We start from the raw sequence: 26,664 nt of genomic DNA on the forward strand, positions 1-26,664 counted from the left end.
CCTCTCCCCTATTTCTCCAGGCAAAATTGTTACCTAAAGTTTGTATTTTTCTTCAAGGATTACAAACAATACCTATGTACAACATGAATGGAGGAATATGGATGAAGAAAGTAATTAGCATTTTATTAGTAGCTATTATCTGTTCAAATGTATGGGTCAACCACGCACTAGCTGCAGTAACTGAAGATGAAGTAGCTACTGTATTAGCCGAAAAGGGGTTAGACAGAGCTACTTTCCAGGAAAAACTAGATTACTTTGAGTTAACGCTAACTGATTTTGAATCAGCAGAAGATTTAAGTGATTTTATTGGAACACCTATTACAAATGAAAGTCTTGATGAGATGTTATCTCGATATGGTATGACAAAAGAAGAATTAGATGCTTTATTAGCTGAGTACGGGACATCTGTTGAAGAACAATGGTCTATTGAAGAAATAGAATTTGCGCTGGACTTTTATCAAAATCATGAAGCAGAAATGGAAGGTTTAGAAGAGTTTTTAGCGGCTATTGGCCTTACGGAGGATGAAATCCATAAGCTTTTTGCCCACTTTGAGTCACTAGATCAAGTAGCTCTTGAAGAAAAAATGGAACAAATGGGGACAAGACTTGAAACATTCTTAACCTATGATCCGGAAGCAGAATTTACAGACGCTCAAGTTGATGAGTTAATTTCTGTTTGGGAAGAAATGCTTGGTATCCTCCATTTAAGCCCGAAATTCTACCTTGTGGATGCTAGTGGTGCTAAAACGGCGGTTACTTTCCGTGAACTAACAGCAATGGAAGAGTTAACAAGTGATGCTTTATTAATTGAATTATATACATCTGCTGGAGAGTTGTTATTAGATATGCAAGTTTCAGCAGACATGCTTACAAGTGACTTTATCGTTAATGCAGGTGAAAAATTAACGGATATTGGAGATATTGCTGGTGAGCTCACGAAACTGAAACACCAACAAATGCCTGACACTGCTTCACCATATGGTATGAACATTCTAATAGGTTTATTGCTTGTAATGATCGGGGTAACTCTATTTATTATCAGGAACAGAGCGACCAAGCAGGTATAATCATGAACGCGCTTTTTTCAAAAGGAATTTCTTTAGCTTTAATCGGAGTTGGATTAATCGTTCTATTTTGGAATACAGCTTTATTTCTAGAAGGATTTTATGCGGGTGAAAATATAGAAATCAATGAAAGTTTGGAGGAAAGCTCGACTGCTACCTCCTCACCTTACTCAAAAATCCAGGTTACTAAAAAAAAGCTGCCATTATACTCTACCGCTCCTGATGTTGGAGAGAAGATTGGTGATATTGCGATTCCTAGACTTGAACGCTCCTTGCCTATTATTGAGGGTACCTCTAATGCGGTTTTAAGAAAGGGAGTTGGACACTTTTCAAGCAGCGTCCTTCCTGGTGAAAAAAACAATTGTATTATTTCTGGACATCGAGATACGGTTTTTAGAAGGCTGGGGGAAATTAAATTACATGATCCCTTAATCGTCACGACAGAGGCTGGGCAGTTTCTTTATAAAGTGAAAAGGATTCGAATTGTTGATGCAGACGATTCTACGGTAATGAGTCCTAGACCTAGAGCTACGTTGACCGTCACGACTTGCTATCCCTTTTACTTTTTAGGGAATGCGCCACAGCGATATGTCATTGTTGCTGAATTGGTTAAGAGTACTCGTATGTAAAATGGGTTGGTGCCTGCTAATAGGTACCAACCCTCTCTTTTTGATGCTAAAAAAAGATCTATTTTTCTATCCAAGTATACATATATTGTTTATCTTCATACTCTTCAGTTGATTTGAAGGTTTTAAGCGGCTTAAATGTATCAATCATGACCGCTAGCTCAAGAGTTTCTTTCTTTCCGATACTCGCTTCTGTTTTTCCAGGATGAGGACCGTGTGGAATGCCGCTTGGATGTAAGGTAATAGAACCTTCCTTAATTCCTTTACGGCTCATGAAATTTCCTTCCACATAATATAACAATTCATCACTGTTCACATTGCTGTGATAGTATGGTGCAGGAATGGCTTCCGGGTGATAGTCATACAATCTTGGAACAAACGAACATACGACAAAATTATGACCCTCAAACGTTTGATGAACTGGCGGTGGCTGGTGAACGCGTCCTGTGATCGGTTCAAAATCTTCTATATTAAATGCCCAAGTATACAAATATCCGTCCCAACCAACCACATCTAGAGGATGATGATTCACAACATGTGAATGTAGGTATCCTCTTGATTTGGTAACCACTTGAAACTCACCTTTATCCGCATATGTGATTAGTTTTTCAGGACCACGGATGTCTCTCTCGCAAAATGGACTATGCTCTAGCAATTGTCCATATTCATTTCGATAACGTCTAGGAGTGGTAATCTGACTAAAAGATTCTACAATGAGTGCCTTTGTAACCTCATCTTCAGAAGGAATTACTCGATAAATCGTCCCAATCGGAATGACAACATAATCACCCGGTCTATACGTAATCGTTCCAAACATCGTTTCAAATACACCCGAACCGTAGTGAATGTAGAACATTTCATCTCCATCACTATTTCGGTAGTAGTCATCCATTACTTCGTTGATATTAGCTGTTGCAATAAGGAGGTCGTCATTTCCTAAAATATACTCTCTACCTTGAACGGCATTACCGCTCTTTTTAATTTGATCGGTTAGGAAATGGCGATGTTTTAATGACTCTTGATCTTCGTATGGTGGTATGTACTTGCCGAGCAGCTCCACTTTTGCAATTTCTGTTGGCATATGATGGTGATAGAGGATTGATTGAGTACCGGAGAATCCTTTCGTTCCCATTACTTGCTCTCTATATAATGTACCATCTTCTTTTTTAAACATCGTATGTCTTTTATGAGGAATCTCCCCCATTTTACGATAAAACATGATTTCACCTTCTTTTTTAATTGTGCTAGGATTCTATTATTCTTTTGTTTTTGGTTGGAGAGCTATGAAAAATTTTATCTAGCCGGGCTTATTTCGTTTTATCCGCGAAAAATTTGATATATCCGCGTTTATTTTCATTTATCCGCGAAAAATTCAATATATCCGCGTTTATTTTCATTTATCCGCGAAAATTTAGATATATCCGCGAACTATCATTTATCCGCAAAAATTCCGGCATATCCGCGTTTACTAACATTTATCCGCGAACACAGCATCTTCTCCTCGAGTGTAAATCTCTCACTCTTTATCTTCAACAACCGTATTTTTTAAAACTCCTAAACCGGTAATCTCCAACTCTACTTCATCCCCAGGTTCCAGCCAGCGATAGACATCTGTTCCTAACTCAAGGATACAGCCTGTTCCAACGGTTCCAGAGCCAATCACTTCACCAGGGTAGAGTGTCGTGCCTTTTGAAGCGCGTTCGATCATTTCAGCGAAAGAGTAGTAGATATCATTCATATTGCCTTCAGAAAGCAGATCGCCGTTTACTGTACAAGTCATACTCAAGTCGTATCGATCATTCACTTTATAAGGAGCCAGTTCGTCTTTTGTGACAATGTAAGGTCCTATAGAAGTTGCGAAGTCCTTACCTTTTGCGGGGCCGAGCCCTACTTTCATTTCTTTCCTTTGTAAATCACGAGCACTCCAGTCATTCATGATACAGTAACCGAAAATGTAGTCTTCTGCTTGTTCCGCTTTTATATTTCTTCCTTCTTTTCCAATGACACAAGCAATTTCAAGCTCGTAATCGAGCCATTCGCATTCACTCGGTCTAGGAATAGATTCATTTGGGCCAACAATGGCTAAATGGTTAGAAAAATAAAAGACGGGGATTTCATACCATTCAGGAATCATTTCTAATCCACGATTCGTTCTCGCCGTTTTAACATGTTCCTCAAAAGCATAGAAGTCTCGTAAACTCTTAGGATTTGGTAGAGGGGCCTTTAATATGACATCCTTTAATGAATAAACCCCTTTACCACTTTCTCTTAATGAAGGCGTCGAGTGAATATAATCCATATAGAAGGATTGATTTTCTAAAAATAACAGCATGTTTTTGGGTAGCACCCCGTTAGAGGCTTCATGCATATCTAAAACATGCTGTTCATCTTTCAGCCAACCGGCTCGTATAGACCCATTTTGCTTTTGAAATGTCACAAATTTCATATCATCACACCCTGGCTCTATATTTTCATTACTATTATTTTAATTTCCTAACAAGCTCGAATGTCTCCGCTAAAGGTTTCGTATACGTGTTTCCTGCTAAGCGTCCAACTGGGTTCAGCTTTTCTGTATCAATTCTGCCTTGATCATACAACTCATCATCCACATGGACTAAGAGTACTTTTCCGATTACGAGACTTCCTGCACCTGGTTGATCTCCGAAATGCAAAGCTTCATATAGCTCACATTCTAATTGAACTTTTGATTCTTTTACTCTTGGTGGAAGAACACTTATACTATCTATTTTTGTTAGTCCTGAAACGTCAAACTCATCAATGTCTGATGAAAAATCTGTAGCGCAATCATTCATTTCTTTTACAAACTCTTCGCTGACAATATTAATCACAAACTGTTTTGTATCCTCGATATTTTTCAGCGTGTCCTTCTTTTCACCGTCTGTTCCTCTTCGCATCGGACTAAAACAAACAAGCATAGGCTCCGCACTAATAGCGGTAAAAAAGCTAAAGGGTGCTAAGTTTGTATTTCCATTTTTATCTATGGTTGAAACGAAAGCTATTGGTCTTGGTAAAATGGAACCTACGATTAATTTATAAGCTGATTTCCATTCAAGTGTTTCAGGCCTTAAGTCCATTTTCCACAGTCCTTTCAGAAACAATTTCCTTAACTGCTTTTAAAAATTGCTCATTGTCTTCTCTTGTTCCGACAGTCACTCGGAACGCATCCTCGTATCCGGTTAACTTCATTTGCCTTACGACGATTCCGTATTCCAATAGTTTTTGGGAAATGGGATGAGAACTGTAACAGAATAAGAAGTTTGTTTCAGACGGGAAGCTATCTACTCCAATTTCGCCCAGTTGTTTTTGGACAAACTCAATTTCTGTATGATTCTTCTTAGCACACTCTTGAATAAAAGCTTGATCCGACAAGGCGCTTGCTGCTGCTACTTGAGCCAATTGGTTCACATTGAATACATCTTTTACTTTATGAAGGGCATCCACTATCCCTTTATTCATGATTCCATAGCCCACTCGGAGTCCAGCCAACCCATAAATTTTTGAGAAGGTACGTAAAATGACTAGATTTGGGTATTGTTTTAATAAAGGAACGGTTTGTAAATAATCACCATTAACATATTCATAGTAGGCTTCATCTATTACGACTAACACATCATCAGGAACACCGTCTATAAATTCTAATAACTCCTTACTGTTAACGGTCGTTCCAGTAGGGTTGTTTGGGTTACACACAAACACCATTCTTGTTTTTCCAGAAATGGCTCGATCCATTGCTGAAAGATTGTGTACACCATCTACTAATGGTACCTTTACAGCCGTTCCACCTTCTAAAAGAATATTCGTTTCATAGCGCGGAAAAGTTATATCAGCCATAACGGCCTCATCACCTTTACTAATAAAAGCCCGTGCTAAAAGTCGAATGATTTCTTCTGATCCATTACTAATGATGAATTGTTTTGAATCCACTTCATAAAACGATGACAGTTTTTCAATGATATGGGTTGTGTTCCCATCTGGATAAAAATGGATTGAAGATAATTGATTATTGATTGCCTCTTTCACTGAAGGAGAGCAACCATAAACACTCTCATTATCCGACATTCTAATGATCGACTGCAGTTGATACTTTTCTTTTAAGTCTTTTTCCGTCATCCCTAGACTATAGGGTGCAACTTTACTTAACTCTCTTCTAGTTTTATACTTGTTCATTAACTTCACCTAATTTATAAAAGATTGTGTTTCTTCATTGGAAGAAATTTACTACCATCTTTTCTATGAAAAGCGAAAAATATAAGTGCCGAAATATTCCATTTTTTCCCCTAGATGCTAAGAAAGAGGGAGCTTTCCTCCCCCTTTCAGTCGTCTTACAAGTTTCCTCGTTTTGCTTGTTCTCTTTCGATAGATTCAAATAGAGCTTTAAAGTTCCCTTCTCCGAATCCTCTTGCCCCTTTACGTTGAATAATTTCAATGAATAATGTTGGGCGGTCAACAATTGGCTTGGTGAAGATTTGTAGTAGATACCCTTCGTCATCGCGGTCTACTAAAATACTTAATTCGCGAAGTTTATCAATTTCTTCATCAATGTCACCTACACGTTCAGATAACATTTCATAGTAGCTAGCAGGAGTATCTAAAAATTCAACGCCGTTCTTTCTTAAAATACTTACCGTGCTAACGATATCTTCCGTTAAAATGGCTAGATGTTGTACACCAGCACCATTATAGAACTCTAAATATTCTTGGATTTGAGATTTTCTTTTTCCTTCAGCCGGTTCGTTAATTGGGAACTTAATTCTTCCACCATTATGCATTACTTTTGACATTAACGCAGAGTATTCTGTGCTAATATCTTTATCCGTAAAGTGCTTCATTTCTTTGAAGCCCATTACGTTTGCATAGTAGTTAACCCACTCTTCCATTCTTTCAACGTTACCAACCACGTGGTCAATTCCAATAAATCCTGCTTCTTCATAAGGAGTACTCGTTTGTAAAGGCTCATACCCTGGCATGAATACACCTTTATAATCTTTACGCTCTACTAAAGTATGGATCGTATCTCCATATGTACCAATCACGGCTTTCTTTACCGTTCCAAGTTCATCATTAATCGCATATGGAGCACTAATTTCAATCGCTCCACGTTGAACGGCTTCCGTGTAAGCCTTTTCAACATCATCTACAGTTAAAGCTACGTCTTTTACACCATCTCCGTGTTTCTTGATAAAGTTCGTTACACGGCTAGAATCTGTTAATGAACCTGTAATGACTAGACGAATTTTTCCTTGTTGTAAAACGTAAGAGATCGTCTCACGATTACCTGTCTCCAATCCTGAATAAGCAACTGGCTTGAACCCAAATGCTGTAGTGAAATAGTGGCAAGCTTGTTTGGCATTACCTGAATAAATCTCAAGATAATCTACTTCTTTTACTGGGAAGAAATCCTCCACTTGTGGTTGGTTCGCTTTTAATTGTTCTTGCATGTTTATTCCTCCTATTTCAAATGTTATTAATATTCTGAATTAATAGTAAACCATTATATTCCAACTTCTCAAGAGTTCGGTGTAAAGCTATAACACTGTTCTGCAATAAAGTTTTCACTATCTTTGTGTTACTTTTTCCTTCTTTGGAGGAAGGTGGATGGCTTGATCTTTAAGGGCTTCGACGGCCTCGAGTAAGGATTCGTTCATACTAGGATGTGGATAAAGAGGAAATTTAATATCTTCGTCTCTAGCAACCATTTCTAATGCTAGAGTGCCAGTTGATAGAAGTTCAATTGCACCATATCCAATCATATGTATTCCTAGTAAAATATCACTTTCTTTTTCCATAATCACTTTAACCAGTCCGTCTTTTTTACCTACTAAAGTAGCAAATCCATTTGCACCCAAAGAAAATTCACTTGTGACCACTTGAAAACCTTGTTTAACTGCTTCTTCTTCACTAAGTCCAACGGTACCAATGGGTGGACTGGTCCTGATTACGTTAGGAAGGTACTGCAAATCCGTTTCTTGGTTTAATCCACCAATCGTATCAGCAGCTGTCTTCCCTTGCTTGATGGCTTTGACGGCAAGAGCTGGACCACTTGTCACATCTCCTACTGCATAGATATGGCGGGAAGTAGTTTGCTGCTTTGAATCGGTTTTAATATAGCCTGATTGAATTTCAACAGGTAACCTTTCTAAACCTAATCTTTCTATATTCGGTAAAACCCCAAGTGAGTAAAAAAGATGGGAACAAGAAATCGTTTTTGTCCCTTTTTTACCATCAAGGAGTAAAGTTACTTCGGTTTCTGTTGTAAATACTTCAGCCAAACGATACCCCTTAATGATTGTAATTTTTTCCTTTTTCATTTGTCTTGTCAGCTCTCGATTGATAGAAGCATCGAAAGAGAAATTTTCTTTTTCCTCATCTAAAATCAATGTCACTTTAGATCCGAAAGTTTGAAAAGTCATCGCCATTTCTAAAGCAATATAATCACTTCCATAAACAACAAGCTCTTCCGGTATTTCATTGATATTCGTGATAGAAAAAGAATGATAGATTCGTTCCTCATTGATAGGGATGTACTCAGGCGTGTACGGTCTTCCCCCAGTAGCAATAATGGCATCTTTAAATTTATACACTTCATAAGTGTCGCCATTTTCGACCCCTATCTTTTCTTCTGATAGAAAAAAAGCAGTCCCTTTTAAAATTTCAATCTTATTCGCTTTACATAATGCTTCTACACCTTGTCTTAGTTGTGAGACTTTTGAATTTTTATAGTTTAGTAAAGATGAAAGGTTGAATGTAATGTTCTCTCTTTCTATACCAAGTTTCGCGTCCTGGGAAGTATCTTTTAATCTTTCACTCGCATGGGTAAAAACTTTTGATGGGATACAGCCTTTATTTAAGCAGACTCCACCAAGCTCTTCTTGTTCAATGACAGTAACTTTACGACCTAATTGAGTGACCCGAATGGCAGCATGGTAACCTCCAGGACCTCCACCGATTATAACGACATCCCTTTCATGGGCAAGCTCCCCAACTACCATTTAGACCAACTCCAGTAAAAGCATTTTTGGATTTTGTATCAACTCAGCCAAACGATTCGTAAATTTAACAGCCGTCGCACCGTCTGCAACTCGATGATCAAAAGACATAGAAACATTCATAATCGAACGAATAACAATTTGATCATCATCGGTGACTACCGGCATTTTTTTCGTTTTATGGAAGGATACTAGAGCCACTTGAGGGTGTTGAATAATAGGCGTAGCACCTAGACTTCCACCTAAAGGACCTACATTTGAAATGGTAAACGTTCCACCAGTTATGTCTTTCACAGTCAATTGGTCATTTAGAGCTTTTTCCGTTAGCTCCTTCATCTCTAGATGAATTTGTTTAAGAGATTTTTGTTCGGCATGTTTAATGACTGGAACAATTAAGCCCTCTTCCGTGTCAACAGCGATACCGATATGATGTTCTGATATTAGTTCGATTTCTTCTTGATCTTCGTTTAACCTAGCATTGAAAATCGGGAATTCTTTTAATGCGATCGACAAAGCTTTAATGAAATAGGCCGTTGCTGAGATTTGGATTTTCTTTTCTTTTAATTCTTGTCTAAATTGGATTAAATTGGTTACATCTATTTCTTCGAAGTGTGTACAGTGAGGTATCGTATAAAGAGATTGAGTCATTTTTTTGGCAATTTGTTTTCTTCGACCTCTAAACGGAATAGTGTTTTTCTTCGTTGTTATGAGAGGGGGTGTTTCTTTAATTGGCTTAATATTCTCGATAGGCTTTTGCGTTTCAAGTGATTGAATATAGGCATAAACATCCTCATCGGTAATCCTACCTGCTACACCCGAACCGCTAATTAACTCAATATTAACTTGATGGTCTCTCGCGATTTTTCTTGTATATGGGGACGCTAGGATTCGCTTTGTTTTTTTGGCAACTGTTGAGTACTCGTTAGGCTGATGAGTACGGGTAACAGTTGTGCTTTCTTGAGTCTGATGAACGTTTGTAACAGCTGTGTTGTCTTGATGCTGATGATTTTTTGTAAACTTTGTATTTTCTTGAATCTGATGAGTATCTCCAGATGAGGATTCTTCTATGATTAAAATGGTTGTACCGACCGTAACGGTTTCTCCAGGTTGGACTAAAAACTGCTTCACTACTCCACTTTTTGGAGCAGGAATCTCTGCAGTCATTTTATCAGTTTGCACTTCTACCAATGGATCATCTGCTTTTACTCTGTCGCCAATATTCACGAGAAACGTATTGATATCTGCTTCGGTCATCCCTTCCCCGATATCATGAAGCTTTACTTCAACCATAATTCTCCTCCTAAGCTAAAACTTCATTACTTTTTCTATTGCGTGCATGACCCGTTTCGGGGTTGGCAGGAAGTGGTCCTCAAATCCGAAGTATGGGACTGGTGTGTCAAACCCAGTTACCTTCTCTGTTGGTGCCTTTTGATATAGGAAAGATGTGTCATTAATGATGGCAAGAACATCATTTCCAACACCCGTTGTTGGATGGGCTTCATGAACAATGACCGTTCTACCTGTTTTTTGTACCGATTCAGCGATAATGTCTTTATCGATTGGGTAAAGAGTACGAAGGTCAATGACATCACAATGAACCCCTTTTTCTTTCATGTTTTGTGCAGCTTTTACCGCAACAGGAACCATGGCACCCCAAGCAATAACGGTCACATCCTCGCCTTCCATTACCTTTTTGCCTTTCCCAATTTCAACCGTATATTTTCCTTCAGGTACTTCTTCACGCTCTGAACGATAACATCTCATTGGTTCTAAGAATAATACCGGGTCTGGGTCCTCAATGGCCGCAATTAATAAACCTTTTGCGTCATATGGACTGGATGGACAAACCACTTTAATCCCTGGCATATGGGTAAATAAGGCTTCTGTTGAATCACAATGGATTTCGGGTGCTCGAACACCTGCTCCGTATGGCGCTCGAATGACCATTGGAACGGTATAATGACCCATCGTTCGCATTCTTAAGCGAGAAGCATGTGTCATAATTTGTTCGTACGATGGATAAATAAAGCCTAAGAACTGAATTTCGACGACGGGTAAAAATCCGTTCACAGCCATACCAATCGCAGCACCAACAAAACCAGCTTCACTTAATGGGGTGTCCATTACTCTAGTTTCTCCGTATTTCTCTTGTAAACCATCGGTCGCTCGGAAAACTCCACCATTTTTCCCGATGTCTTCACCAAGTAAAATAACTTCCTTTTTCTCTTGAAGCATCGTGTCCATCGCATCAGTAATTGCTTGAACGAGGGTTAATGTTTTTGTTTCTACTGTCGTTTTCAACTCTTCTCACCCCCGATAAACTGTAAATAATCTTTCTTTTGTTGCTCGATGGTCCAAGTTGGCTCGGCAAATACATAGTCAAAAATATCAGCCGGATTGGCTTCGGGAAATTGCTCCATTTCCGAAACAGCCTTCTCTATTTCTTCTGAAGCCTGTTGTTCGATTTCAGAAACCCATTTTTCATCGAATAATCCTTGATTTTTCATCCATCTTTCTAGCCTAATGATAGGGTCTGTTTCTTGTCTCCGTTCATGGCTTTCCGATTGATTTCGATATTTGTTTGGATCATCTGCTGTTGTATGAGCACCATATCTCCAAGTAAGTGCTTCAATTAATGTTGGTCCCTCACCATTTCTCGCTCTTTCTAACGCCTTTAAGGTCTCAACATAAACAGCCAACACATCATTTCCATCTACTCGAACGCCAGGTATATCATAAGCAAGAGCTTTTTGAGCGATCGTTTCAGAATTCATTTGCTTCTGAATTGGTACAGAAATCGCATATTGGTTATTTTGATTAAAAAAGACTACGGGTGCTTTTACCACACTGGCAAAGTTCAAGCCTTCATGAAAATCTCCTTCTGAAGTGGCACCATCACCAAAATAACAAATGGCTGCTTTTGTAGTGCCCTTTATTTTTTCCGCATAGGCTGCTCCTGCAGCATGTGGAATTTGTGTTGCTATTGGAATACCAGGCGGGAATATGTTTTTCCCTTCTGGTGGTACACATCCTTCATTTCTTCCATTCCAAAAAAGTAAGATATTTTTTAACGAATGGCCAAAAGTCATTGCAGCTCCGTGGTCTCGGTAAGTAGGAAACATCCAATCATCATGGGATAGTGCAAGTGCACTCCCTACTTGAGAAGCCTCTTGCCCTTCAAAAGGAGCATACGTCCCAATCCTACCTTGCCTTTGTAAACTAACTGCTTTACGATCGAAAACTCGGATTCTAATCATTTGATGATAAAAGTCTTTTATTTGTTTTTCCGTAACCAAATGATTGCATTCTTGATTTACAATATTTCCGTTTGCATCCATCACTTGTTGGATCGGGAATTGTTGTTTCAAATACTTCACCCCTCTTACTTGTAACTAAAAAACAGTTTACTAGTATCGTAATATTAGAAATTGAATAAAAAATTATGTTCTAACCGCCCACTTTGGACGTTTCATATGTGAGAAGAAACTATTTCGCTTTGTTCTTGCTTCAATTCTTTCCTCACAGAAACGGTTCGCTGCTTCTACTGTCGTGATCCCTTCTCGCTCTGCCTGTTTATACACATTTAGAATGGATGTGTAAATCGCTTTTGTCTTTCTCAATACTCTCTCTTTGTTTGGAGAGTATAACTCATCGGCTACTTGGATCAAACCACCGGCATTAACGATATAATCAGGAGCATATAGAATCCCTTTTGCTTGTAACATTTGCCCATGTCTCATATCTAAAAGCTGATTATTAGCTGAACCTACTACGGCTTTTACTTGTAGTTGCTCAATCGTTTCATCATTTAAAATCCCGCCCATTGCACAAGGAATGAACATATCAGCTTGCTGCTTATAAATTTCATCACTGTTTACAACTTTTACACCAGAGCCCATATTCTTCGCTTTTGTAACAAGAGAATCGATAGCTTGTTGATTGATATCAGTTACGTAAAGGTCTGCACCTTCTTCTAGTAATCTTTCAGCTACCTTTAAGCCTACTTTTCCTAGCCCTTGAATAGAATAACTTTTTCCGGATAAGTCATCAGTCCCCCAAAGGACATTACTAGTTGCTTGAAGACCATAAATGACACCTTGCGCAGTTGGAACAGAAGAATCTCCACTTCCTCCATACACCTCATCTACCCCAACAATGCAATTCGTTTCTTTTAATGCATGGATAAAGTCTTCAGGAGTTGTTCCCATATCTGTCCCTGTGTAAAAACGGCCATTCAATGATTCTACGAATTGGCCAAATGCACGGAACAGTTCAGGTGTTTTATCTGTTTTTGGATCGCCAATAATAACGGCTTTCCCTCCACCAAAATCGACATCAGCTGCTGCACACTTATAGGTCATCCCTTTCGATAAACGTAAAACGTCTTCAATGGCAGCATCTACGGTTTGGTAAGGAAACATGCGGCAACCGCCCAAAGCTGGACCTAATCTTGTACTATGAATAGCAATAATCGCTTTTAAACCAGTTGCTTCATCATTACAAAAAACTACTTGTTCATGCTCTCTAATTTGTTCAAACATATCCACTTTAAAATCCCCCTTTTTTCCTTTAAAGAATGTTAGCGCTTTCATTAATATTAAAGGCGTATATAATCATTTGCCACAAGAGTACTATAGACAACTAATATTCTTATTTATTGTCATTGTATTTGTGAATGCTTATCCTCGATTAAATAACTGTTGAAGTTTGGCTTTTGGAACTATCACTTGCTTTACTTCCCCTGTCCCAATGACTCCATGTTCATTTTCAGCCATAACTTCTGTAATAATGTAATTACGGTCCATTTTCTTTAAAATAGCCTTAACCGTTACCATTGAACCTTCTAAACTAGGAGCAAGATGTTTTACCGTCACTGCTCCACCCATTCCTTCTTCATCATCTTCTAAAAAAGGAAGAATGATTTTTCTTGAAGCCCATTCCATATGATAGACCATAGAAACCGTTGAATACACAGGGTGGACGATGGTACCCTCAAATTGAGCGAACATATCAGGTGTTACCTTGATTTGAATACACTCTGTATATCCGACCTCTAATCCTGGCTTCATTCGACCCCTCCCAACAACTACATATAATATGTATGACGTTTATTTAACGTTATGATAACACTTCGTTAAATAAATAGTCAATAAATTGTAAGAAATTTTAATATTTTCTCAAAATAACAAATGATATAATAATAGACTTTAAATCCTCCTACATACATATACCATTTCGAGATTGAATATCCTCTATTTTTAAGGAAAAATAAGAATTTTTTCATAAAAAAAAGGACTAGTTAGCCCTTTTTTGTGATAAAGTATAACATTATTAAAGTGGTACATCATTATAGCTTCATACCATGATTCTGTTATAACCTAAGTAAGCAACGCCCTGTCGTTTGCCAGTTTTGATCCACGAATTCTCTGGAATTCATTTAATAATTTTTCAATGGTTAAATGTTTCTTCTCTTCTTCATCTACTTGTAAGATAATCTGTCCTTTATCCATCATGATAAGTCTGTTCCCTAAATCTAACGCTTGTTGCATGTTATGGGTAACCATCAAGGTAGTTAAATGATATTTTTCTACGATTTCCTTTGTTAGATTCGTAATAAGCTCTGCTCTAGATGGATCCAAAGCAGCCGTATGTTCGTCTAGTAAAAGAATCGATGGTTCAGTGAAAGTAGCCATTAATAAGGAAAGTGCTTGACGTTCTCCCCCAGAAAGTAAGCCAACTTTTGCGGTTAGTCGGTTTTCTAACCCTAAATGAAGAGATTCCAATACTTCCTTAAAGTAAGCTCTTCTATCCTTTGTAACCCCTTGCCTAATGGTACGTTTTTTATTTCTAGAGTAGGCCATGGCTAAGTTTTCTTCAATCGTCATACTCGGTGCCGTTCCTGCCATTGGATCTTGGAACACTCGGCCTATCAAACGTGCTCTTTTATACTCAGGCATATTCGTCACATCTTGATCATCAATAATCACTTGACCTACATCCGGTTGAAGAACACCAGAGATTACGTTCATTAACGTCGATTTCCCGGCACCATTACTACCGATAATCGTCACGAAATCTCCTGGTTTCAATATTAATTGAATATGGTCTAGACCCACTTTTTCATCTGGAGTACCTTCATTGAAAATTTTATGAATCTGATTCAAGTGTAGCATTTGACTCACCCTTTCCATTAGAAGGTACTGCTAATACTTGTGTGGCGCGTCTTTGTGCACGCCTTTTTTTCTCTTTGTACCCATCAATGATCTTAGGCATGACTAGAGCCAAAATAACGATGGTGGCTGTAATCATTTTCATATCTCCAGGTTTTAAGAAATCTACACGTAAAGCTAGAGATACGACAATTCGATAAATAATGGCACCACCAATAACGGCAAGAGTGGTTCTTGCAATCGTCTTTGTACCAAACAAGGCTTCCCCAATGATAACAGATGCAAGACCGATAATGATCATTCCAATCCCCATACCAACATCTGCAAATCCACCTTGTTGGGCAATAAGCGCACCTGAAAAAGCAACCATCGCATTGGATAAACCAAGTCCTAAGATGACCATCATATTTGTATTTGCCGATAAACTACGAATCATTCTTTTGTTATCACCCGTTGCTCTTAAAGCCAAACCAATTTCTGTTTTTAAGAACCAATCGGTTATGAACTTAATAGCTAATGTGATCATTACCATGAAAATGAGAATACCCCATGTACGTGGAAGGCTGTCACCCAATCCAACAGCTGTTAGAATGCTATTGAAAAATGAATCGATTCCCGTTCGATCCCAAAAATCACGAACATTTGTCATTAACGTTTCAGTATTTAATAATGGAACATTTGATTTACCCATAATTCGTAAATTGATTGAATATAAAGCAATCATCATTAAAATTCCTGAAAGTAACGCATTAATTTTACCAACCGTATGAATAATCCCAGTGATACATCCTGCAATGAATCCAGCGAACAAGGCAACCATTGTAGCTACAAATGGATTTGCACCACTTACAATTAACGTTGCCGCTACGGCTGCACCTGTTACAAAACTCCCATCTACGGTTAAGTCAGGAAAGTCCAAAATACGAAAGGACAAATATACTCCTAAAGCCATGATTGCGTAGATGATTCCAGATTCAAATGCTCCAAATATCGCTGTAAACACTAGCAATCATCCTTTCTATTCTTCCCCTTCATAGAACCCGCCTTCTTGTTCCCATTCTTCTTTTACTTCTAAACCTTGTTCTCTAGCAGCCTTCTTATTGATAACCAATTTTAATGAATCTGGTAGCTCTACTTTAATTTCTGACGGTTTCTTTTCACCTTTTAAAATGGAAGCAGCCATCTTACCAGATTGATAGCCTAAATCGTAATAGTTAAATCCACTAGCAGCCACTGCTCCACGCTTCATGGAATCAAGTTCACCTACAAATAGAGGAATCTTTTTACTGTTAGCAACGGAAATAACAGACTCTAAAGCAGAAACTACTGTATTATCCGTTGGAATGTAGAATGCATCCACACGTCCAATTAAAGATTCAGCAGCCTGTTTCACTTCAGCTGATGTTGAAACGGTAGCCTCAACGACTTCAGCACCTTTTCCTTTAGCTAATTCTTTTACCGCGTCGACTTGAACACCAGAGTTTTGTTCCCCGGCATTATAAATCACACCAATTTTCTTTACTCCCACTTGATCTGTCATAAAGTGAATCGTTCTAGCTGTGCCATCCGGGTGATTATCGGTTGTTCCAGTAATGTTATCTCCCGGCTTATCAAAGGATTCTACAAGACCTGCTCCAACTGGATCTGTTACCGATGTGAAAACAATCGGAATGTCCTTTGTAGCGTTCAGAGCACTAACTGCACTAGGTGTCGCATTAGCAAAAATTAAATCGACTTTATCTCCAACAAAGTTGTTTGCAATGGTTTGTGTATTATTCATGTCAGCTTGTGCATTTTGGAAATCATACTTAACATCAAGACCGGCATCTTCTAACGCCTTCTTGAAACCGTCTGTTGCTGCATCTAACGAAGGATGCTCAACAAATTGTGAGATTCCAATTTTATACTGCTTTTTGTCCCCATCATTTGATGCTTTTTCTCCACTACATCCGGTTAAAACTAGGAAGCCTGCTAATGCTAAAGAAACAGATTTTACTATTTTCTTCATTTAAATCCCCCTTACTTTTAGTTAAATATTTATAAAACTAGCTTTATTGAAATTACCTCTCTTTCAATAAAGCTAGTTATCACCGTGTTTTTATGTAGTTTGTATTTCCTTTTATAAGTAAGTACCAAAGCAGTTATATTATTCATTCTATGTAATCGGTTACATTATATGATATTTACTATTAGTAACGTAAATACAACGTTATATTATCATTCGCATTATATCAATGTCAATAATATTCTGATAATTTGATATATTCTTTAAAATGTATGCGTTATTACCTATAAATATGGTGAACAATCTATCTTATAGCGATAAATATTAGGCACCAAAGTAAAAAGCAAACAACAATCGATTGCTGTTTGCCTATCTATTCAATCTATAAGCTATTATATTATTCTTTTGTAAAATCTACTTCTTCACCATATCCTAATGTCACTACCGTTGTTCTTTGAAAGTCTTTAAGTAACTCTTTTAATTCTTCATCCTTATCGATCATAAAGGCCACTACTGGGAAATTTTCAATTAGTTTTGTAAGAGTTTCTTTTTTAGGAGCTTTTTCTTCGGATGGAAAGGTATGGCTTGGAATGACATATTCAACATCTAGTAATTCCTTAACCGCATAAGCTGCCTCTTTAGGACCCATCGTAAAATGTCCTGATGAGGAGAGAATCGCAATGTCTGGCTTATACACATCTTGGATTAACTTCATATCTAACATAATCGCTGTGTCACCGGAATGATAGACAGTGCGGTCGTTTTCAAAACCGAGAATGTATCCACAAGCCTCACCGGCATAAATAGGAGTACCTTCTGTTTCTCCATATGAGGATGTATGTTTAGCTTGAACCATTGTTACCTTAACGTCATCTAAAACGACTGTACCTCCAAAATTGATTGGCAGAACATTTTTTATACCTTTTTGAAGAAGTATAAGTGCAAGCTCATATTGTGCGACTACGAGAACTCCTGGATTCACATTTGTAATGTTAGTTAGTCCACTAGTATGATCAAAATGACCATGAGTTAAAAATACAGCATCAATGGACTTATAAAATAATGGTTGATCCAACTCCTTTGGGAAACCAGGATTCATATCAAAAAATGGGTCAATTAAATAGTTTTTGTTATTTTTACTAGTAAATTGATACATCGCATGACCTAAACGTCTAATCTTCAAAAGAAACCCCTCCGAATATGTACTTAAAGCTATTTACATTTATGCTAGGGAGGGGTGTAATATTCTACAAAATACGGTCAGGGCTGTTGATATTTGAATGGTTCTAGTAATTTCGTCCGTTGATTTCCGGTCCAGGCACTTGCTTTCCGCGAGGAGGAAGTCGAGCCTCCTCGCCGTGCCGTCTGTGGGGTCTCGACCTTTCCTCTACATCCCGCTGGAGTCAAGTGCCTTCCCCTCCAATCAACTCAGTGCTTAATAATAAATAGAAAAAGATGTGGCGAAATTATTCGTATATCCCTACTGCCTTTATTACTAGTGCTTATTAGAAAGTCACAACCCTATAATAAGTGACTTACTTTATTTATTTCTGTTTTTGCTTCATTCATTATTTGGGTTAACAATTCATTAATTGTTGGTATATCATCGATTAGTCCGGATATTTGCCCACTGTTCATGAAACCTTGGTCTTCTTTTCCTTCTATCGCACCTAGTATGTGGTAGTCTTCTGAGGTTAGTTGATTAAAAGTTTCTAAGGTTGTACCTTCTTGTTCTAATTGAAGTAGTTTTTGAGAGTAGGATGTGTTTAGCACTCTCCTAATTCTTCCGACTGAACGACCAACTATAACCGTATCATGGTCAGTGGCTTGAACAATTTTTTGCTTATATATAGGATGAAATGGGGCTTCTTTTGTAGCAATAAACCGTGTCCCCATTTGTACTCCACTTGCCCCTAGTACAAGCATGGCTGCTAATCCCTTTCCGTCTGCAATTCCTCCTGCTGCTACAACAGGTATGTTCACATTTTTAACAATTTGCGGAATTAAGGTTAGGGTAGTCGTTTCTAGGTTTGAGTTAATTCCAGCCGCTTCATATCCTTCAGCTACAATTACATCAGCCCCTGCATCTTCAGCCTTTTTCGCTTGTTTAACCGAAGCGACAACGGTAACTACCTTTACACCGTGTTCATGGAGCTTACTTATATACGGGGTAGGATTTCCTGCCGATAAAGTAGCAACTGGTACCTCATGTTTTACCACTAATCGCAGAATTTCTTTTGTATATGGCGTAACATTAATCGCTACATTTACGGAAAACGGCTTGGATGTCCGCTTCTTTGTATCTATGATAATAGCTTCTACCTCATCAGGCGTGAGTGTACCAGCGCCAATCGTACCTAATCCTCCAGCTTCTGAAACAGCTGCTGTTAAAATGGAGTTGCTTATATTACCCATTCCACCTTGGAGAATGGGGTGTTTTATGCTTAATACGTTTAATAATGTATTCAAACAAATTCCCCCTTCGTTAAAATAATGTTATACTATTTTTAATAGTAAGACAATTGAAACTTTTCGAGAGGGGTTTTGAACTTTGTTACATTCTTATTCTAGTAAAAAACCAAATGTGGATGAATCCGTATTTCTTGCTCCAGGCTGTCATGTGATTGGTGACGTAACAATTGGTAAACAATCCAGTGTTTGGTTTAATGCTGTGTTACGTGGAGATGAAGATGCGATTAAAATTGGGGAACGTTGCAGCATACAAGATAATGTTACTTGTCACTTATTCGAAGGATCTCCATTAGTTGTGGAAGACGAAGTAACAGTTGGTCATAACGCGATTCTTCATGGATGTACTGTTCGTAAAAGAAGCATTGTTGGGATGGGTTCAACGATTTTAGATGGTGCAGAAATCGGAGAAGAGTGTATTATTGGAGCCAATACGTTCATACCTGCTGGCAAGAAAATTCCTCCTCGCTCCCTAGTGGTCGGTTCACCAGGAAAGGTAATTAGAGAGATTGAGGAAAAAGATTTAGAGCTTATTCAGCTTTCTATTGATACTTATGTTCAAAAAGGAAAAGAATATAAGGAAAATTTAAGATAACAAATAAGCCATCGTTTTGATGGCTTATTATTATTCTAAAATATAAGGATGATCTAATACATCGTAGTCTTTGTCTTTAATCAGTTCATTTCCTTCTTGAAAAACACTCTCGAAAAATTGTGAAGCAGGCTCGGCCAATTCTTTGTAATATTCACTAAATAGCGAAGCCGCATGACCCCCTAGCCATTTTTCCGGTAACAATTCTTCTGGTAAACCAGGGTCTACGAATAAAAACTTACGATATTCATGTACGAGTTTCGTTCTTTCCACAAAGCATTCAGCTGGTGTCATTTGACCTTTTTGAATTTTATTTTTATCAATAATGTATTTTTGGCTGTATTCGCCTATAAATTCTTGATATTTTTCGTTGATTTCTTGCAGGTCCCAGCTTTTTTCTACAATTCGAGTATTTTTGTGCGGACCATCATATGTAGCAATAAAGAAATCAACATAATCTTGAATTTCGTATTTTTCAATTAAGTCATATACTTGTTTGTCTAGATTGTTCGCTGACACCCAGCAGCTGTTAGACATCGTACCAAAACCGCTCCAAACCAGTTCCTTTCGCAGCTCGTCGCGGACCGTTCGGATTTCCTCGGGAATGGTGTACATAAGAATTCTCCATTTACCGTCCCATTCTTCAGGCTTCAGTTTGAAAATCCTTTTCGCTGCTTCATCGATTCTTTTTTGACCGCGTTCAGTTAAAGAATAGTAGCTTTTGTTACCTATTTTTTCTGACTGTACCCAGCCTTGTTTATTCATACGAGAAATGGCTGCCCTGACAGATTGATCATTATGACCAAACTCGTTTAATAAGCGAATTAAACTGCCAATCCAAATTTTGCTTCCATAATGTGAAATGTAATCCCCATAAAGGGTAAATATCATCGATCGAGTATTCAATGCTGCTTCATCCTCCGTGACATGGTTGGTTCATTTAGATTAGATTCTATTTTACCGAATTTGACCCTCGGTTTAAAATCGTCATAATATTATTGTACAACAATATTTGAATTTTGCAAAAACGTTTATTTGACAGAATTGTTACTATTTTAACAAAACCATAGAGAATTTTCTCCCTATGGCTCTTACTCCACAACATTTTCAATAATGGTTGCAATTCCTTGCCCTACACCTACACACATCGTGGCTAAACCATACTGAACTTCTCTTCTCTTCATCTCATATAAAAGAGTGGTCAATATGCGTGCTCCGCTCGCTCCAAGGGGATGTCCTAATGCGATTGCACCGCCATTCACATTTACTATTTCTTTATCTAACTCTAATTCTCGAATACAAGCGAGAGATTGAGAGGCAAAAGCCTCATTCAGCTCAACCAGCCCAAGATCTTCTACATTTAGATTTGCCCGAGCTAGAGCTTTCCGGGTGGCATAGATAGGACCAACACCCATAATAGAAGGCTCAAGCCCTGCTGTTGCTGATACCACATATTTTGCTAAAGGTTTCAAGCCGAGTTCTAGCGCTTTCTCTTTACTCATTAATAACAACGCTGAAGCTCCGTCATTTACACCTGAAGCATTACCAGCTGTTACGGTCCCGTTTGGAAATAACGGCTTCAATTTTGCTAGCTGCTCAACAGTCGTATTGGCTCTTGGGTGTTCGTCTTGGTCGACTACGACTTTATTCCCTTTTCTATCCGTGTACTCGACTGGTACGATTTCATCTGCAAATCGATTGGATTCCATGGCAAGCTGCGTCTTCTGCTGGCTTTGGACGGCAAACTGATCTTGTTCTTCTCTAGTAACCTTGTATTGAACTGCCACGTTTTCAGCTGTTTCTGGCATACTATCTATGCCATACATTTCTTTTAATTGTTTGTTTATAAAACGCCAGCCAATCGTTGTGTCATACATTTCCATATTTCCACGAGGGAAGTCTGCTTGAGGTTTTGCCATGACAAAAGGAGCACGCGTCATGCTCTCTGTCCCTCCGGCGATAAAAATATCCCCTTCTCCTACCATGATGGCTCTTGCTGCATAGTTAACTGCATCTAATCCTGATCCGCACAGACGGTTAATAGTTGTTCCAGCGACTTGTACGGGTAGACCAGCTAACAAAGAAGACATTCTAGCCACGTTTCGGTTATCTTCCCCTGCTTGATTGGCATTTCCAAACACTACCTCTTCTATTTGAGAGGGATCAACCTCCTGGTTTCTTTCCATCAATGCTTTTATGACAACAGCACCCAGGTCGTCAGGACGAATTGTTTTTAATGCACCTTTGTATTTTCCAATTGGTGTTCTAACCGCATCAACAATGACCACTTCCCTCATTATTTCTCATCCCTTCTTGTATAGTCATATACGCCACGGCCTGTTTTCCTACCTAATCTCCCCGCTTTTACATACTGCTCAAGTAAAGGAGCAGGTCTGTATTTTTCCCCAAGCTTTTCGTGTAAGTACTTCAGGTTATTATATCGAGTATCGAGTCCCACTAAATCCCCAAGTTCGAATGGACCCATTGGATAGTTCAGTCCTAGTTTAATAGCCTTATCAATATCCTCTGCTGTTGCTACTCCTTCTTGCAGCATGTAAAACGCTTCGTTTCCAACAAGTGCGCTAATTCGACTCGTCACAAAACCAGGAAACTCATTTACAACCACCGTTTCTTTCCCCATTTTCATAGAGACCGATTGAATCACTTCGGCTGTTTCATCGCTTGTTTCTAAACCACGGATAATTTCAACAAGGGGCATTTTATGTACAGGATTAAAAAAGTGCATCGCAATGATTTGTGATGGGCGTTTCGTATAGGAACCAATTTCGGTCGGACTCATGGTAGATGTGTTTGTGGCAAAAAGGCAATGCTCAGGTGCATGCTGGTCAATTACTTCAAAAATCGTTTTCTTAATTTCCATTTTTTCAGGTACGGCTTCAATGACTAAATCGGCCTCTTGAACATATTTCACAAGCTGATTGGAATAAGTTAAACCACTCTTTGCCGACTCCATCTGATCATTAGTTAACTTTTGTCTAGCCACACCTTTTTCAAACATCTCATTAATTTCTACTTCAGCTTTTTCTAATTGCTTTTCATCAATATCAACTAAAACGGTTTGAAAACCACCGACAGCACTGACATAGGCAATTCCTCTACCCATGACACCAGAGCCAATGACTACAATGTTTTTTACCATACATATACTCCTCCAAACATGATAAAGATGAAGGCTGACTCCCACATAACGAGCCAGCCTCACCAAAAATAGTTTTATAGATTAAATGGATTTAATGGACGACTTCCATAGTACGAGATGATACTCTTTGTTTCCGTATAAAGGTCTAATGTTTCAATACAAAGCTCACGGCCAAAGCCTGATTGTTTGTAACCTCCAAATGGTGTTCCAGGGAAAGCGGAGAATGGACAGTTCACCATCACAATTCCAGCTTGGATTTGTTTGGACACTCGAGTGGCACGTGCGTAATCTTTTGTCCAAAGGGCAGAACCTAACCCATATTCACTGTCGTTTGCAAGCTTCACGGCTTCTTTTTCATCACTAAACTTCATAATGACAACAACTGGACCGAAGATTTCTTCTTTTACCACTTTCATGTCGTGGTTTACGTTAGCGATAATCGTTGGCTCATACCAGTGACCGTTTTCAAATCCTTCTAACTTCGCTTCTTTACCACCTGTTAAAATGGTCGCTCCGTCTTCAATAGCAGACTTCACATATCCATCAATGACTTCAAGCTGCTCACGACTAATAATGGAGCCCACATGTGTTTCTTTATCAAACGGATTGCCTAGCTTTAAGCGTTTTGTTTTTTCTACAAACTTTTCCACGAACTCATCATAGATGTTTTCGTGAACATACAATCTGGAACGAGCTTCACAAGATTGACCAGTGTTATAGAAAATACCAAACAGTGAGCCGTCAACCGCTGCGTTTACATCCGCATCTTCAAACACGATGTTTGGAGATTTTCCACCAAGCTCTAAAGTTACTCGCTTTAATGTTTCAGAAGCTCTAGCCATAATATTTTTACCAATTGGAGTTGAACCTGTGAATGCTACTTTATCCACTTGCTCATGCTCCACTAAATAGTTCCCGATTTCAGAACCTGAACCTGGTAAAATATTGACTACGCCTTCAGGAACTCCAGCTTCAATACAAATTTCTCCAAGAACAATAGCGGTTAAAGGCGTTAGTGTAGCTGGCTTCACCACAATTGAGCATCCAACCGCGATAGCAGGAGCAATTTTCCATGCTGCCATCATTAACGGATAGTTCCAAGGGATAATTTGCGCACAAACACCAACAGGCTCTTTTTCCGTCACATTTTGGAACGCGCCTGGCATGCTGTTGACTGCACCACGGTGGCTGACAATCGCTCCAGCATAAAATTCAAAGTCTTCAATTGCTTGCATTACTTGACCTTGTGCAGCTGCAAGGGATTTACCTGTATCTAAAATCTCTAATTCTACTAATTCATTAAAACGAGCGCGCATAATGCTTGCAATTTTATTTAATACACGGCTGCGCTTGTTAACAGGAAAGTGTCTCCATTTCCCGAAGTCAAATGCATGACGGGCTGCTTGAACCGCTTTTTCTGCATCCTCTTTCGTAGCTTTTGCCACTGTAGCGATAGGCTCACCGGTTGCTGGATTATAGGTTGTGTATGTATCACCGTTTGAGCTCTCTTCTCTTTTTCCATTAATAATTAAATGATACGTTTCTCTTTTCGTTGATAATGCTTCAAACTTTTCTTCTTTTACTGTAGACAATGGATTTGCCCCTTTCTATTTGCCTGTAAATACAGGACGTCGTTTTTCCATGAAGGCGCGAACTCCTTCTTTATGATCATCTGTTAAACCAGCAATTCGTTGTCCTTGAGCATCTCTTTCTAGAAAATCCTCAAATTCAGAGTGCCAGCTTGTTTTAAGATTACGTTTAATTAGTCCAATCGCTTTTGTCGGCATAGTGGCCAATCTCTCAGCAAATTGCGAAACTTCTTCTGACCAAGTATCAACTGAGATTACTTTTGTTACTAGGCCTAAATCCTTCGCTTCCGCTGCCGTAACCTTTTCACCTAACACTGCTAATTCCAAGGCCTTTGCGTGACCAATTAATCGAGGTAGATGATATAGATTACCTGCATCAGGCACTAAACCTACATGAATAAATGCTTCTACAAAGCTAGCTTTTTCCGAAGCTAATCGGAAATCACAAGCTAAAGCTAGACTCATTCCTGCACCCGCAGCCACACCGTTAACAGCGGCGATAATTGGCTTTTCACATTTGTCTAATTCTACTATCATCGGATTATATCTTTTTCGGAGAACTTCCCCATGGTCCATATCGTCATTGACACCAGCTAAATCTTCACCCGAACAGAAAGCTCTACCTTCACCAGTAATGACAAGTGCACGAACAGATTCATCTCTTGAAGCATTTTTGATGGCCAATTGAACTTCTTTGTTCAACTGCTCGGTAAAAGCATTCAGTTTGTCTGGTCGATTTAGTGTGATATAGGCAACTGAATTTCGCACTTCATATAGAACGGTTTCAAACATAGGACATGCCCCCTATTTCCCTTTAAATTGAGGTTGCCTTTTTTCGATAAAAGCTTTCATGCCTTCCTTTTGATCCTCTGATGAAAATAACAGATAAAAGTTTTTACGCTCAAACTGCATTCCTTCATATATAGAGTGATCAATCGCTTTTAGCACAGATTCCTTGATTAGCCTGATTGAAATTGGAGCTTGCTTTGCTAATTGCTCTGCAAACTTATACGTTTCTTCAAATAATAATTCTTTTGAAAAAGTTTGATTGATGATTCCGTAATGAAGAGCTTCCTTTGCGGTAATTCTTTTACCGGTAAAAAGCCATTCCATTGCTTTCGTTTTACCAACGAGTTTCGTTAATCTTTGAGTACCACCAGCCCCTGGCATAACACCAAGATTCACTTCAGGAAAGCCGAACTCCGCATCTTCAGCTGCAAAAAGCAAATCACAGCAAAGTGCTAGTTCAAAGGCACCTCCTAATGCAAAACCATGAACGGCACCGATAATGGGCTTTTTAATCAAAGCTAATCGATCCCAATCAACAAATTGGTTTAACAACTCTAAATCCATTGCACTTGCATTCGCCATCTCATCAATGTCTGCACCTGCAGCAAATGCTCTTCCTTTTCCAGATAAGACGATAACACGAATGTTATCGTCCTTATCAAATCCTTCCATTGCTTGCACAATTTCGGAGATCATTTTTGTATTAAGAGCATTTAACACTTTAGGGCGGTTTAATTCGATGGTTCCAATAGCCCCTTGAGTCGTTGTCTCAATAAACTCAAATGAATTACTCATTAACCTCTTCACCTATCATTAATGTGATAAGGTCCCCAGCAAATTTCATAGCATCTCTACCAGAAGCTTTTCCTTCGTCTGTTCTCATGGCCGTTTGCAAAGCCTCATGGCTGTCATAGTACATTTCACACATTAAATAGTATTTTCCTTCGCCACCCATTGGGCTTCCTACTACCTTTGTCACTTCCATTTTACGTAGACCAGGAATCTTTGCCGTAAGTGGGGCATGTGTATTGAAATAGTGCGCGTCAAAAGCCTCTTTGTTTTCAGGATGTTTGTATAAAGCGATTAATTTTACCATTCTCGAATCTCTCCTCAGAATATAGTTTTTTTATATAGTAGAATCTATTTCTATTAATTGGAAATAGTTTCTTATTCATGATATGAAAACAAACTCT

General features: G+C 38.6%; 26 protein-coding genes. 3 read left to right on the plus strand and 23 right to left on the minus strand.

Annotated features, from left to right (window positions below):
• Nucleotides 1-101 precede the first annotated feature (101 nt).
• A complete protein-coding gene (locus tag SM124_RS13615; protein ID WP_322447067.1) occupies nucleotides 102-1,067 on the plus strand; it encodes a processed acidic surface protein in 966 nt (321 codons plus the stop codon).
• 2 nt (nucleotides 1,068-1,069) lie between these two features.
• Nucleotides 1,070-1,693 (plus strand): class D sortase, LPxTATN-specific, encoded by a 624-nt coding sequence (srtD, locus tag SM124_RS13620; RefSeq protein ID WP_322447068.1) that lies wholly within the window; start codon nucleotides 1,070-1,072, stop codon nucleotides 1,691-1,693.
• Nucleotides 1,694-1,751: 58 nt separating this feature from the next.
• On the opposite strand, the gene SM124_RS13625 is transcribed toward srtD, so the two are convergent.
• The 16 genes from SM124_RS13625 to SM124_RS13700 all read right to left on the minus strand — a co-directional run bounded on the left by SM124_RS13625 (nucleotide 1,752) and on the right by SM124_RS13700 (nucleotide 19,341).
• Nucleotides 1,752-2,909: a homogentisate 1,2-dioxygenase gene (locus tag SM124_RS13625; RefSeq protein ID WP_322447069.1), complete on the minus strand. Its 1,158-nt coding sequence runs from the start codon at nucleotides 2,907-2,909 to the stop codon at nucleotides 1,752-1,754.
• 297 nt (nucleotides 2,910-3,206) lie between these two features.
• Entirely contained in the window at nucleotides 3,207-4,136 is a 930-nt protein-coding gene (locus tag SM124_RS13630; RefSeq protein ID WP_322447070.1) for a fumarylacetoacetate hydrolase family protein, read from the minus strand.
• A 34-nt stretch (nucleotides 4,137-4,170) separates the two neighbouring features.
• Nucleotides 4,171-4,785 carry a flavin reductase family protein gene (locus SM124_RS13635; protein ID WP_322447071.1) on the minus strand — a complete coding sequence of 205 codons (615 nt, stop codon included), beginning with the start codon at nucleotides 4,783-4,785 and terminating at the stop codon, nucleotides 4,171-4,173.
• Complete coding sequence (hisC, locus tag SM124_RS13640) at nucleotides 4,769-5,878, minus strand: histidinol-phosphate transaminase (RefSeq protein WP_322447072.1); 1,110 nt, start codon at nucleotides 5,876-5,878, stop codon at nucleotides 4,769-4,771. The genes SM124_RS13635 and hisC overlap by 17 nt, the downstream gene beginning before the upstream one ends.
• Before the next feature lie 155 nt (nucleotides 5,879-6,033).
• Nucleotides 6,034-7,149 (minus strand): 4-hydroxyphenylpyruvate dioxygenase, encoded by a 1,116-nt coding sequence (hppD, locus tag SM124_RS13645; protein ID WP_322447073.1) that lies wholly within the window; start codon nucleotides 7,147-7,149, stop codon nucleotides 6,034-6,036.
• 117 nt (nucleotides 7,150-7,266) lie between these two features.
• The gene (gene lpdA, locus SM124_RS13650) at nucleotides 7,267-8,700 is read right to left on the minus strand and encodes a dihydrolipoyl dehydrogenase (protein WP_322447074.1); all 1,434 of its coding nucleotides are present in this window, start codon (nucleotides 8,698-8,700) and stop codon (nucleotides 7,267-7,269) included.
• Nucleotides 8,701-9,987 (minus strand): dihydrolipoamide acetyltransferase family protein, encoded by a 1,287-nt coding sequence (locus tag SM124_RS13655; protein ID WP_322447075.1) that lies wholly within the window; start codon nucleotides 9,985-9,987, stop codon nucleotides 8,701-8,703.
• Nucleotides 9,988-10,002: 15 nt separating this feature from the next.
• Nucleotides 10,003-10,998: an alpha-ketoacid dehydrogenase subunit beta gene (locus SM124_RS13660; protein WP_322447076.1), complete on the minus strand. Its 996-nt coding sequence runs from the start codon at nucleotides 10,996-10,998 to the stop codon at nucleotides 10,003-10,005.
• Nucleotides 10,995-12,065 (minus strand): pyruvate dehydrogenase (acetyl-transferring) E1 component subunit alpha, encoded by a 1,071-nt coding sequence (pdhA, locus tag SM124_RS13665; RefSeq protein WP_322447077.1) that lies wholly within the window; start codon nucleotides 12,063-12,065, stop codon nucleotides 10,995-10,997. Before pdhA ends, SM124_RS13660 begins: the two co-directional genes overlap by 4 nt.
• Before the next feature lie 72 nt (nucleotides 12,066-12,137).
• Nucleotides 12,138-13,238 (minus strand): Leu/Phe/Val dehydrogenase, encoded by a 1,101-nt coding sequence (locus tag SM124_RS13670; RefSeq protein ID WP_322447110.1) that lies wholly within the window; start codon nucleotides 13,236-13,238, stop codon nucleotides 12,138-12,140.
• A gap of 138 nt (nucleotides 13,239-13,376) precedes the next feature.
• Nucleotides 13,377-13,766, minus strand: coding sequence for a thioesterase family protein (locus SM124_RS13675; protein ID WP_322447078.1), 390 nt, complete (start codon nucleotides 13,764-13,766; stop codon nucleotides 13,377-13,379).
• Between the two features lie 309 nt (nucleotides 13,767-14,075).
• Complete coding sequence (locus tag SM124_RS13680; protein WP_322447079.1) at nucleotides 14,076-14,870, minus strand: ABC transporter ATP-binding protein; 795 nt, start codon at nucleotides 14,868-14,870, stop codon at nucleotides 14,076-14,078.
• The gene (locus tag SM124_RS13685; protein ID WP_322447080.1) at nucleotides 14,845-15,870 is read right to left on the minus strand and encodes an ABC transporter permease; all 1,026 of its coding nucleotides are present in this window, start codon (nucleotides 15,868-15,870) and stop codon (nucleotides 14,845-14,847) included. The genes SM124_RS13680 and SM124_RS13685 overlap by 26 nt, the downstream gene beginning before the upstream one ends.
• A gap of 15 nt (nucleotides 15,871-15,885) precedes the next feature.
• Nucleotides 15,886-16,875 carry an ABC transporter substrate-binding protein gene (locus tag SM124_RS13690; protein WP_322447081.1) on the minus strand — a complete coding sequence of 330 codons (990 nt, stop codon included), beginning with the start codon at nucleotides 16,873-16,875 and terminating at the stop codon, nucleotides 15,886-15,888.
• 394 nt (nucleotides 16,876-17,269) lie between these two features.
• Nucleotides 17,270-18,055, minus strand: a complete 786-nt coding sequence (locus SM124_RS13695; RefSeq protein WP_322447082.1) for a metal-dependent hydrolase — start codon at nucleotides 18,053-18,055, stop codon at nucleotides 17,270-17,272.
• A gap of 338 nt (nucleotides 18,056-18,393) precedes the next feature.
• Entirely contained in the window at nucleotides 18,394-19,341 is a 948-nt protein-coding gene (locus SM124_RS13700; protein ID WP_322447083.1) for an NAD(P)H-dependent flavin oxidoreductase, read from the minus strand.
• Nucleotides 19,342-19,423: 82 nt separating this feature from the next.
• Between SM124_RS13700 and SM124_RS13705 the strand changes: the two genes are divergently transcribed.
• Nucleotides 19,424-19,936, plus strand: coding sequence for a gamma carbonic anhydrase family protein (locus tag SM124_RS13705; RefSeq protein WP_322447084.1), 513 nt, complete (start codon nucleotides 19,424-19,426; stop codon nucleotides 19,934-19,936).
• A 30-nt stretch (nucleotides 19,937-19,966) separates the two neighbouring features.
• On the opposite strand, the gene paaX is transcribed toward SM124_RS13705, so the two are convergent.
• From paaX to SM124_RS13740, 7 genes are all read right to left on the minus strand, one after another.
• On the minus strand, nucleotides 19,967-20,839 hold the full coding sequence (gene paaX / locus SM124_RS13710) for a phenylacetic acid degradation operon negative regulatory protein PaaX (RefSeq protein WP_322447085.1): 873 nt from the start codon (nucleotides 20,837-20,839) through the stop codon (nucleotides 19,967-19,969).
• 185 nt (nucleotides 20,840-21,024) lie between these two features.
• On the minus strand, nucleotides 21,025-22,230 hold the full coding sequence (locus SM124_RS13715; RefSeq protein ID WP_322447086.1) for a 3-oxoadipyl-CoA thiolase: 1,206 nt from the start codon (nucleotides 22,228-22,230) through the stop codon (nucleotides 21,025-21,027).
• Complete coding sequence (locus tag SM124_RS13720; protein ID WP_322447087.1) at nucleotides 22,230-23,093, minus strand: 3-hydroxyacyl-CoA dehydrogenase; 864 nt, start codon at nucleotides 23,091-23,093, stop codon at nucleotides 22,230-22,232. The genes SM124_RS13715 and SM124_RS13720 overlap by 1 nt, the downstream gene beginning before the upstream one ends.
• A 74-nt stretch (nucleotides 23,094-23,167) precedes the next feature.
• Nucleotides 23,168-24,685 (minus strand): aldehyde dehydrogenase family protein, encoded by a 1,518-nt coding sequence (locus tag SM124_RS13725; protein WP_322447088.1) that lies wholly within the window; start codon nucleotides 24,683-24,685, stop codon nucleotides 23,168-23,170.
• A gap of 15 nt (nucleotides 24,686-24,700) precedes the next feature.
• Nucleotides 24,701-25,474 carry an enoyl-CoA hydratase-related protein gene (locus tag SM124_RS13730; RefSeq protein WP_322447089.1) on the minus strand — a complete coding sequence of 258 codons (774 nt, stop codon included), beginning with the start codon at nucleotides 25,472-25,474 and terminating at the stop codon, nucleotides 24,701-24,703.
• A gap of 12 nt (nucleotides 25,475-25,486) precedes the next feature.
• Nucleotides 25,487-26,266, minus strand: a complete 780-nt coding sequence (locus tag SM124_RS13735) for an enoyl-CoA hydratase/isomerase family protein (protein ID WP_322447090.1) — start codon at nucleotides 26,264-26,266, stop codon at nucleotides 25,487-25,489.
• Entirely contained in the window at nucleotides 26,259-26,567 is a 309-nt protein-coding gene (locus SM124_RS13740) for an EthD family reductase (protein WP_322447091.1), read from the minus strand. Before SM124_RS13740 ends, SM124_RS13735 begins: the two co-directional genes overlap by 8 nt.
• Nucleotides 26,568-26,664: the final 97 nt, after the last annotated feature.

The organism is Robertmurraya mangrovi (assembly GCF_034427655.1).
Taxonomy (GTDB): Bacteria; Bacillota; Bacilli; order Bacillales; family Cytobacillaceae; genus Robertmurraya_A; species Robertmurraya_A mangrovi.

Excerpts from the sequence above, each read along its gene's own strand:
- SM124_RS13615 (WP_322447067.1), top strand. The coding sequence starts at position 102 with ATGAAGAAAGTAATTAGCATTTTATTAGTAGCTATTATCTGTTCAAAT.
- srtD (WP_322447068.1), top strand. The coding sequence starts at position 1,070 with ATGAACGCGCTTTTTTCAAAAGGAATTTCTTTAGCTTTAATCGGAGTT.
- SM124_RS13625 (WP_322447069.1), bottom strand. The coding sequence starts at position 2,909 with ATGTTTTATCGTAAAATGGGGGAGATTCCTCATAAAAGACATACGATG.
- SM124_RS13630 (WP_322447070.1), bottom strand. The coding sequence starts at position 4,136 with ATGAAATTTGTGACATTTCAAAAGCAAAATGGGTCTATACGAGCCGGT.
- SM124_RS13635 (WP_322447071.1), bottom strand. The coding sequence starts at position 4,785 with ATGGACTTAAGGCCTGAAACACTTGAATGGAAATCAGCTTATAAATTA.
- hisC (WP_322447072.1), bottom strand. The coding sequence starts at position 5,878 with ATGAACAAGTATAAAACTAGAAGAGAGTTAAGTAAAGTTGCACCCTAT.
- hppD (WP_322447073.1), bottom strand. The coding sequence starts at position 7,149 with ATGCAAGAACAATTAAAAGCGAACCAACCACAAGTGGAGGATTTCTTC.
- lpdA (WP_322447074.1), bottom strand. The coding sequence starts at position 8,700 with ATGGTAGTTGGGGAGCTTGCCCATGAAAGGGATGTCGTTATAATCGGT.
- SM124_RS13655 (WP_322447075.1), bottom strand. The coding sequence starts at position 9,987 with ATGGTTGAAGTAAAGCTTCATGATATCGGGGAAGGGATGACCGAAGCA.
- SM124_RS13670 (WP_322447110.1), bottom strand. The coding sequence starts at position 13,238 with ATGTTTGAACAAATTAGAGAGCATGAACAAGTAGTTTTTTGTAATGAT.
- SM124_RS13675 (WP_322447078.1), bottom strand. The coding sequence starts at position 13,766 with ATGAAGCCAGGATTAGAGGTCGGATATACAGAGTGTATTCAAATCAAG.
- SM124_RS13680 (WP_322447079.1), bottom strand. The coding sequence starts at position 14,870 with ATGCTACACTTGAATCAGATTCATAAAATTTTCAATGAAGGTACTCCA.
- SM124_RS13690 (WP_322447081.1), bottom strand. The coding sequence starts at position 16,875 with ATGAAGAAAATAGTAAAATCTGTTTCTTTAGCATTAGCAGGCTTCCTA.
- SM124_RS13715 (WP_322447086.1), bottom strand. The coding sequence starts at position 22,230 with ATGAGGGAAGTGGTCATTGTTGATGCGGTTAGAACACCAATTGGAAAA.
- SM124_RS13720 (WP_322447087.1), bottom strand. The coding sequence starts at position 23,093 with ATGGTAAAAAACATTGTAGTCATTGGCTCTGGTGTCATGGGTAGAGGA.
- SM124_RS13730 (WP_322447089.1), bottom strand. The coding sequence starts at position 25,474 with ATGTTTGAAACCGTTCTATATGAAGTGCGAAATTCAGTTGCCTATATC.
- SM124_RS13735 (WP_322447090.1), bottom strand. The coding sequence starts at position 26,266 with ATGAGTAATTCATTTGAGTTTATTGAGACAACGACTCAAGGGGCTATT.
- SM124_RS13740 (WP_322447091.1), bottom strand. The coding sequence starts at position 26,567 with ATGGTAAAATTAATCGCTTTATACAAACATCCTGAAAACAAAGAGGCT.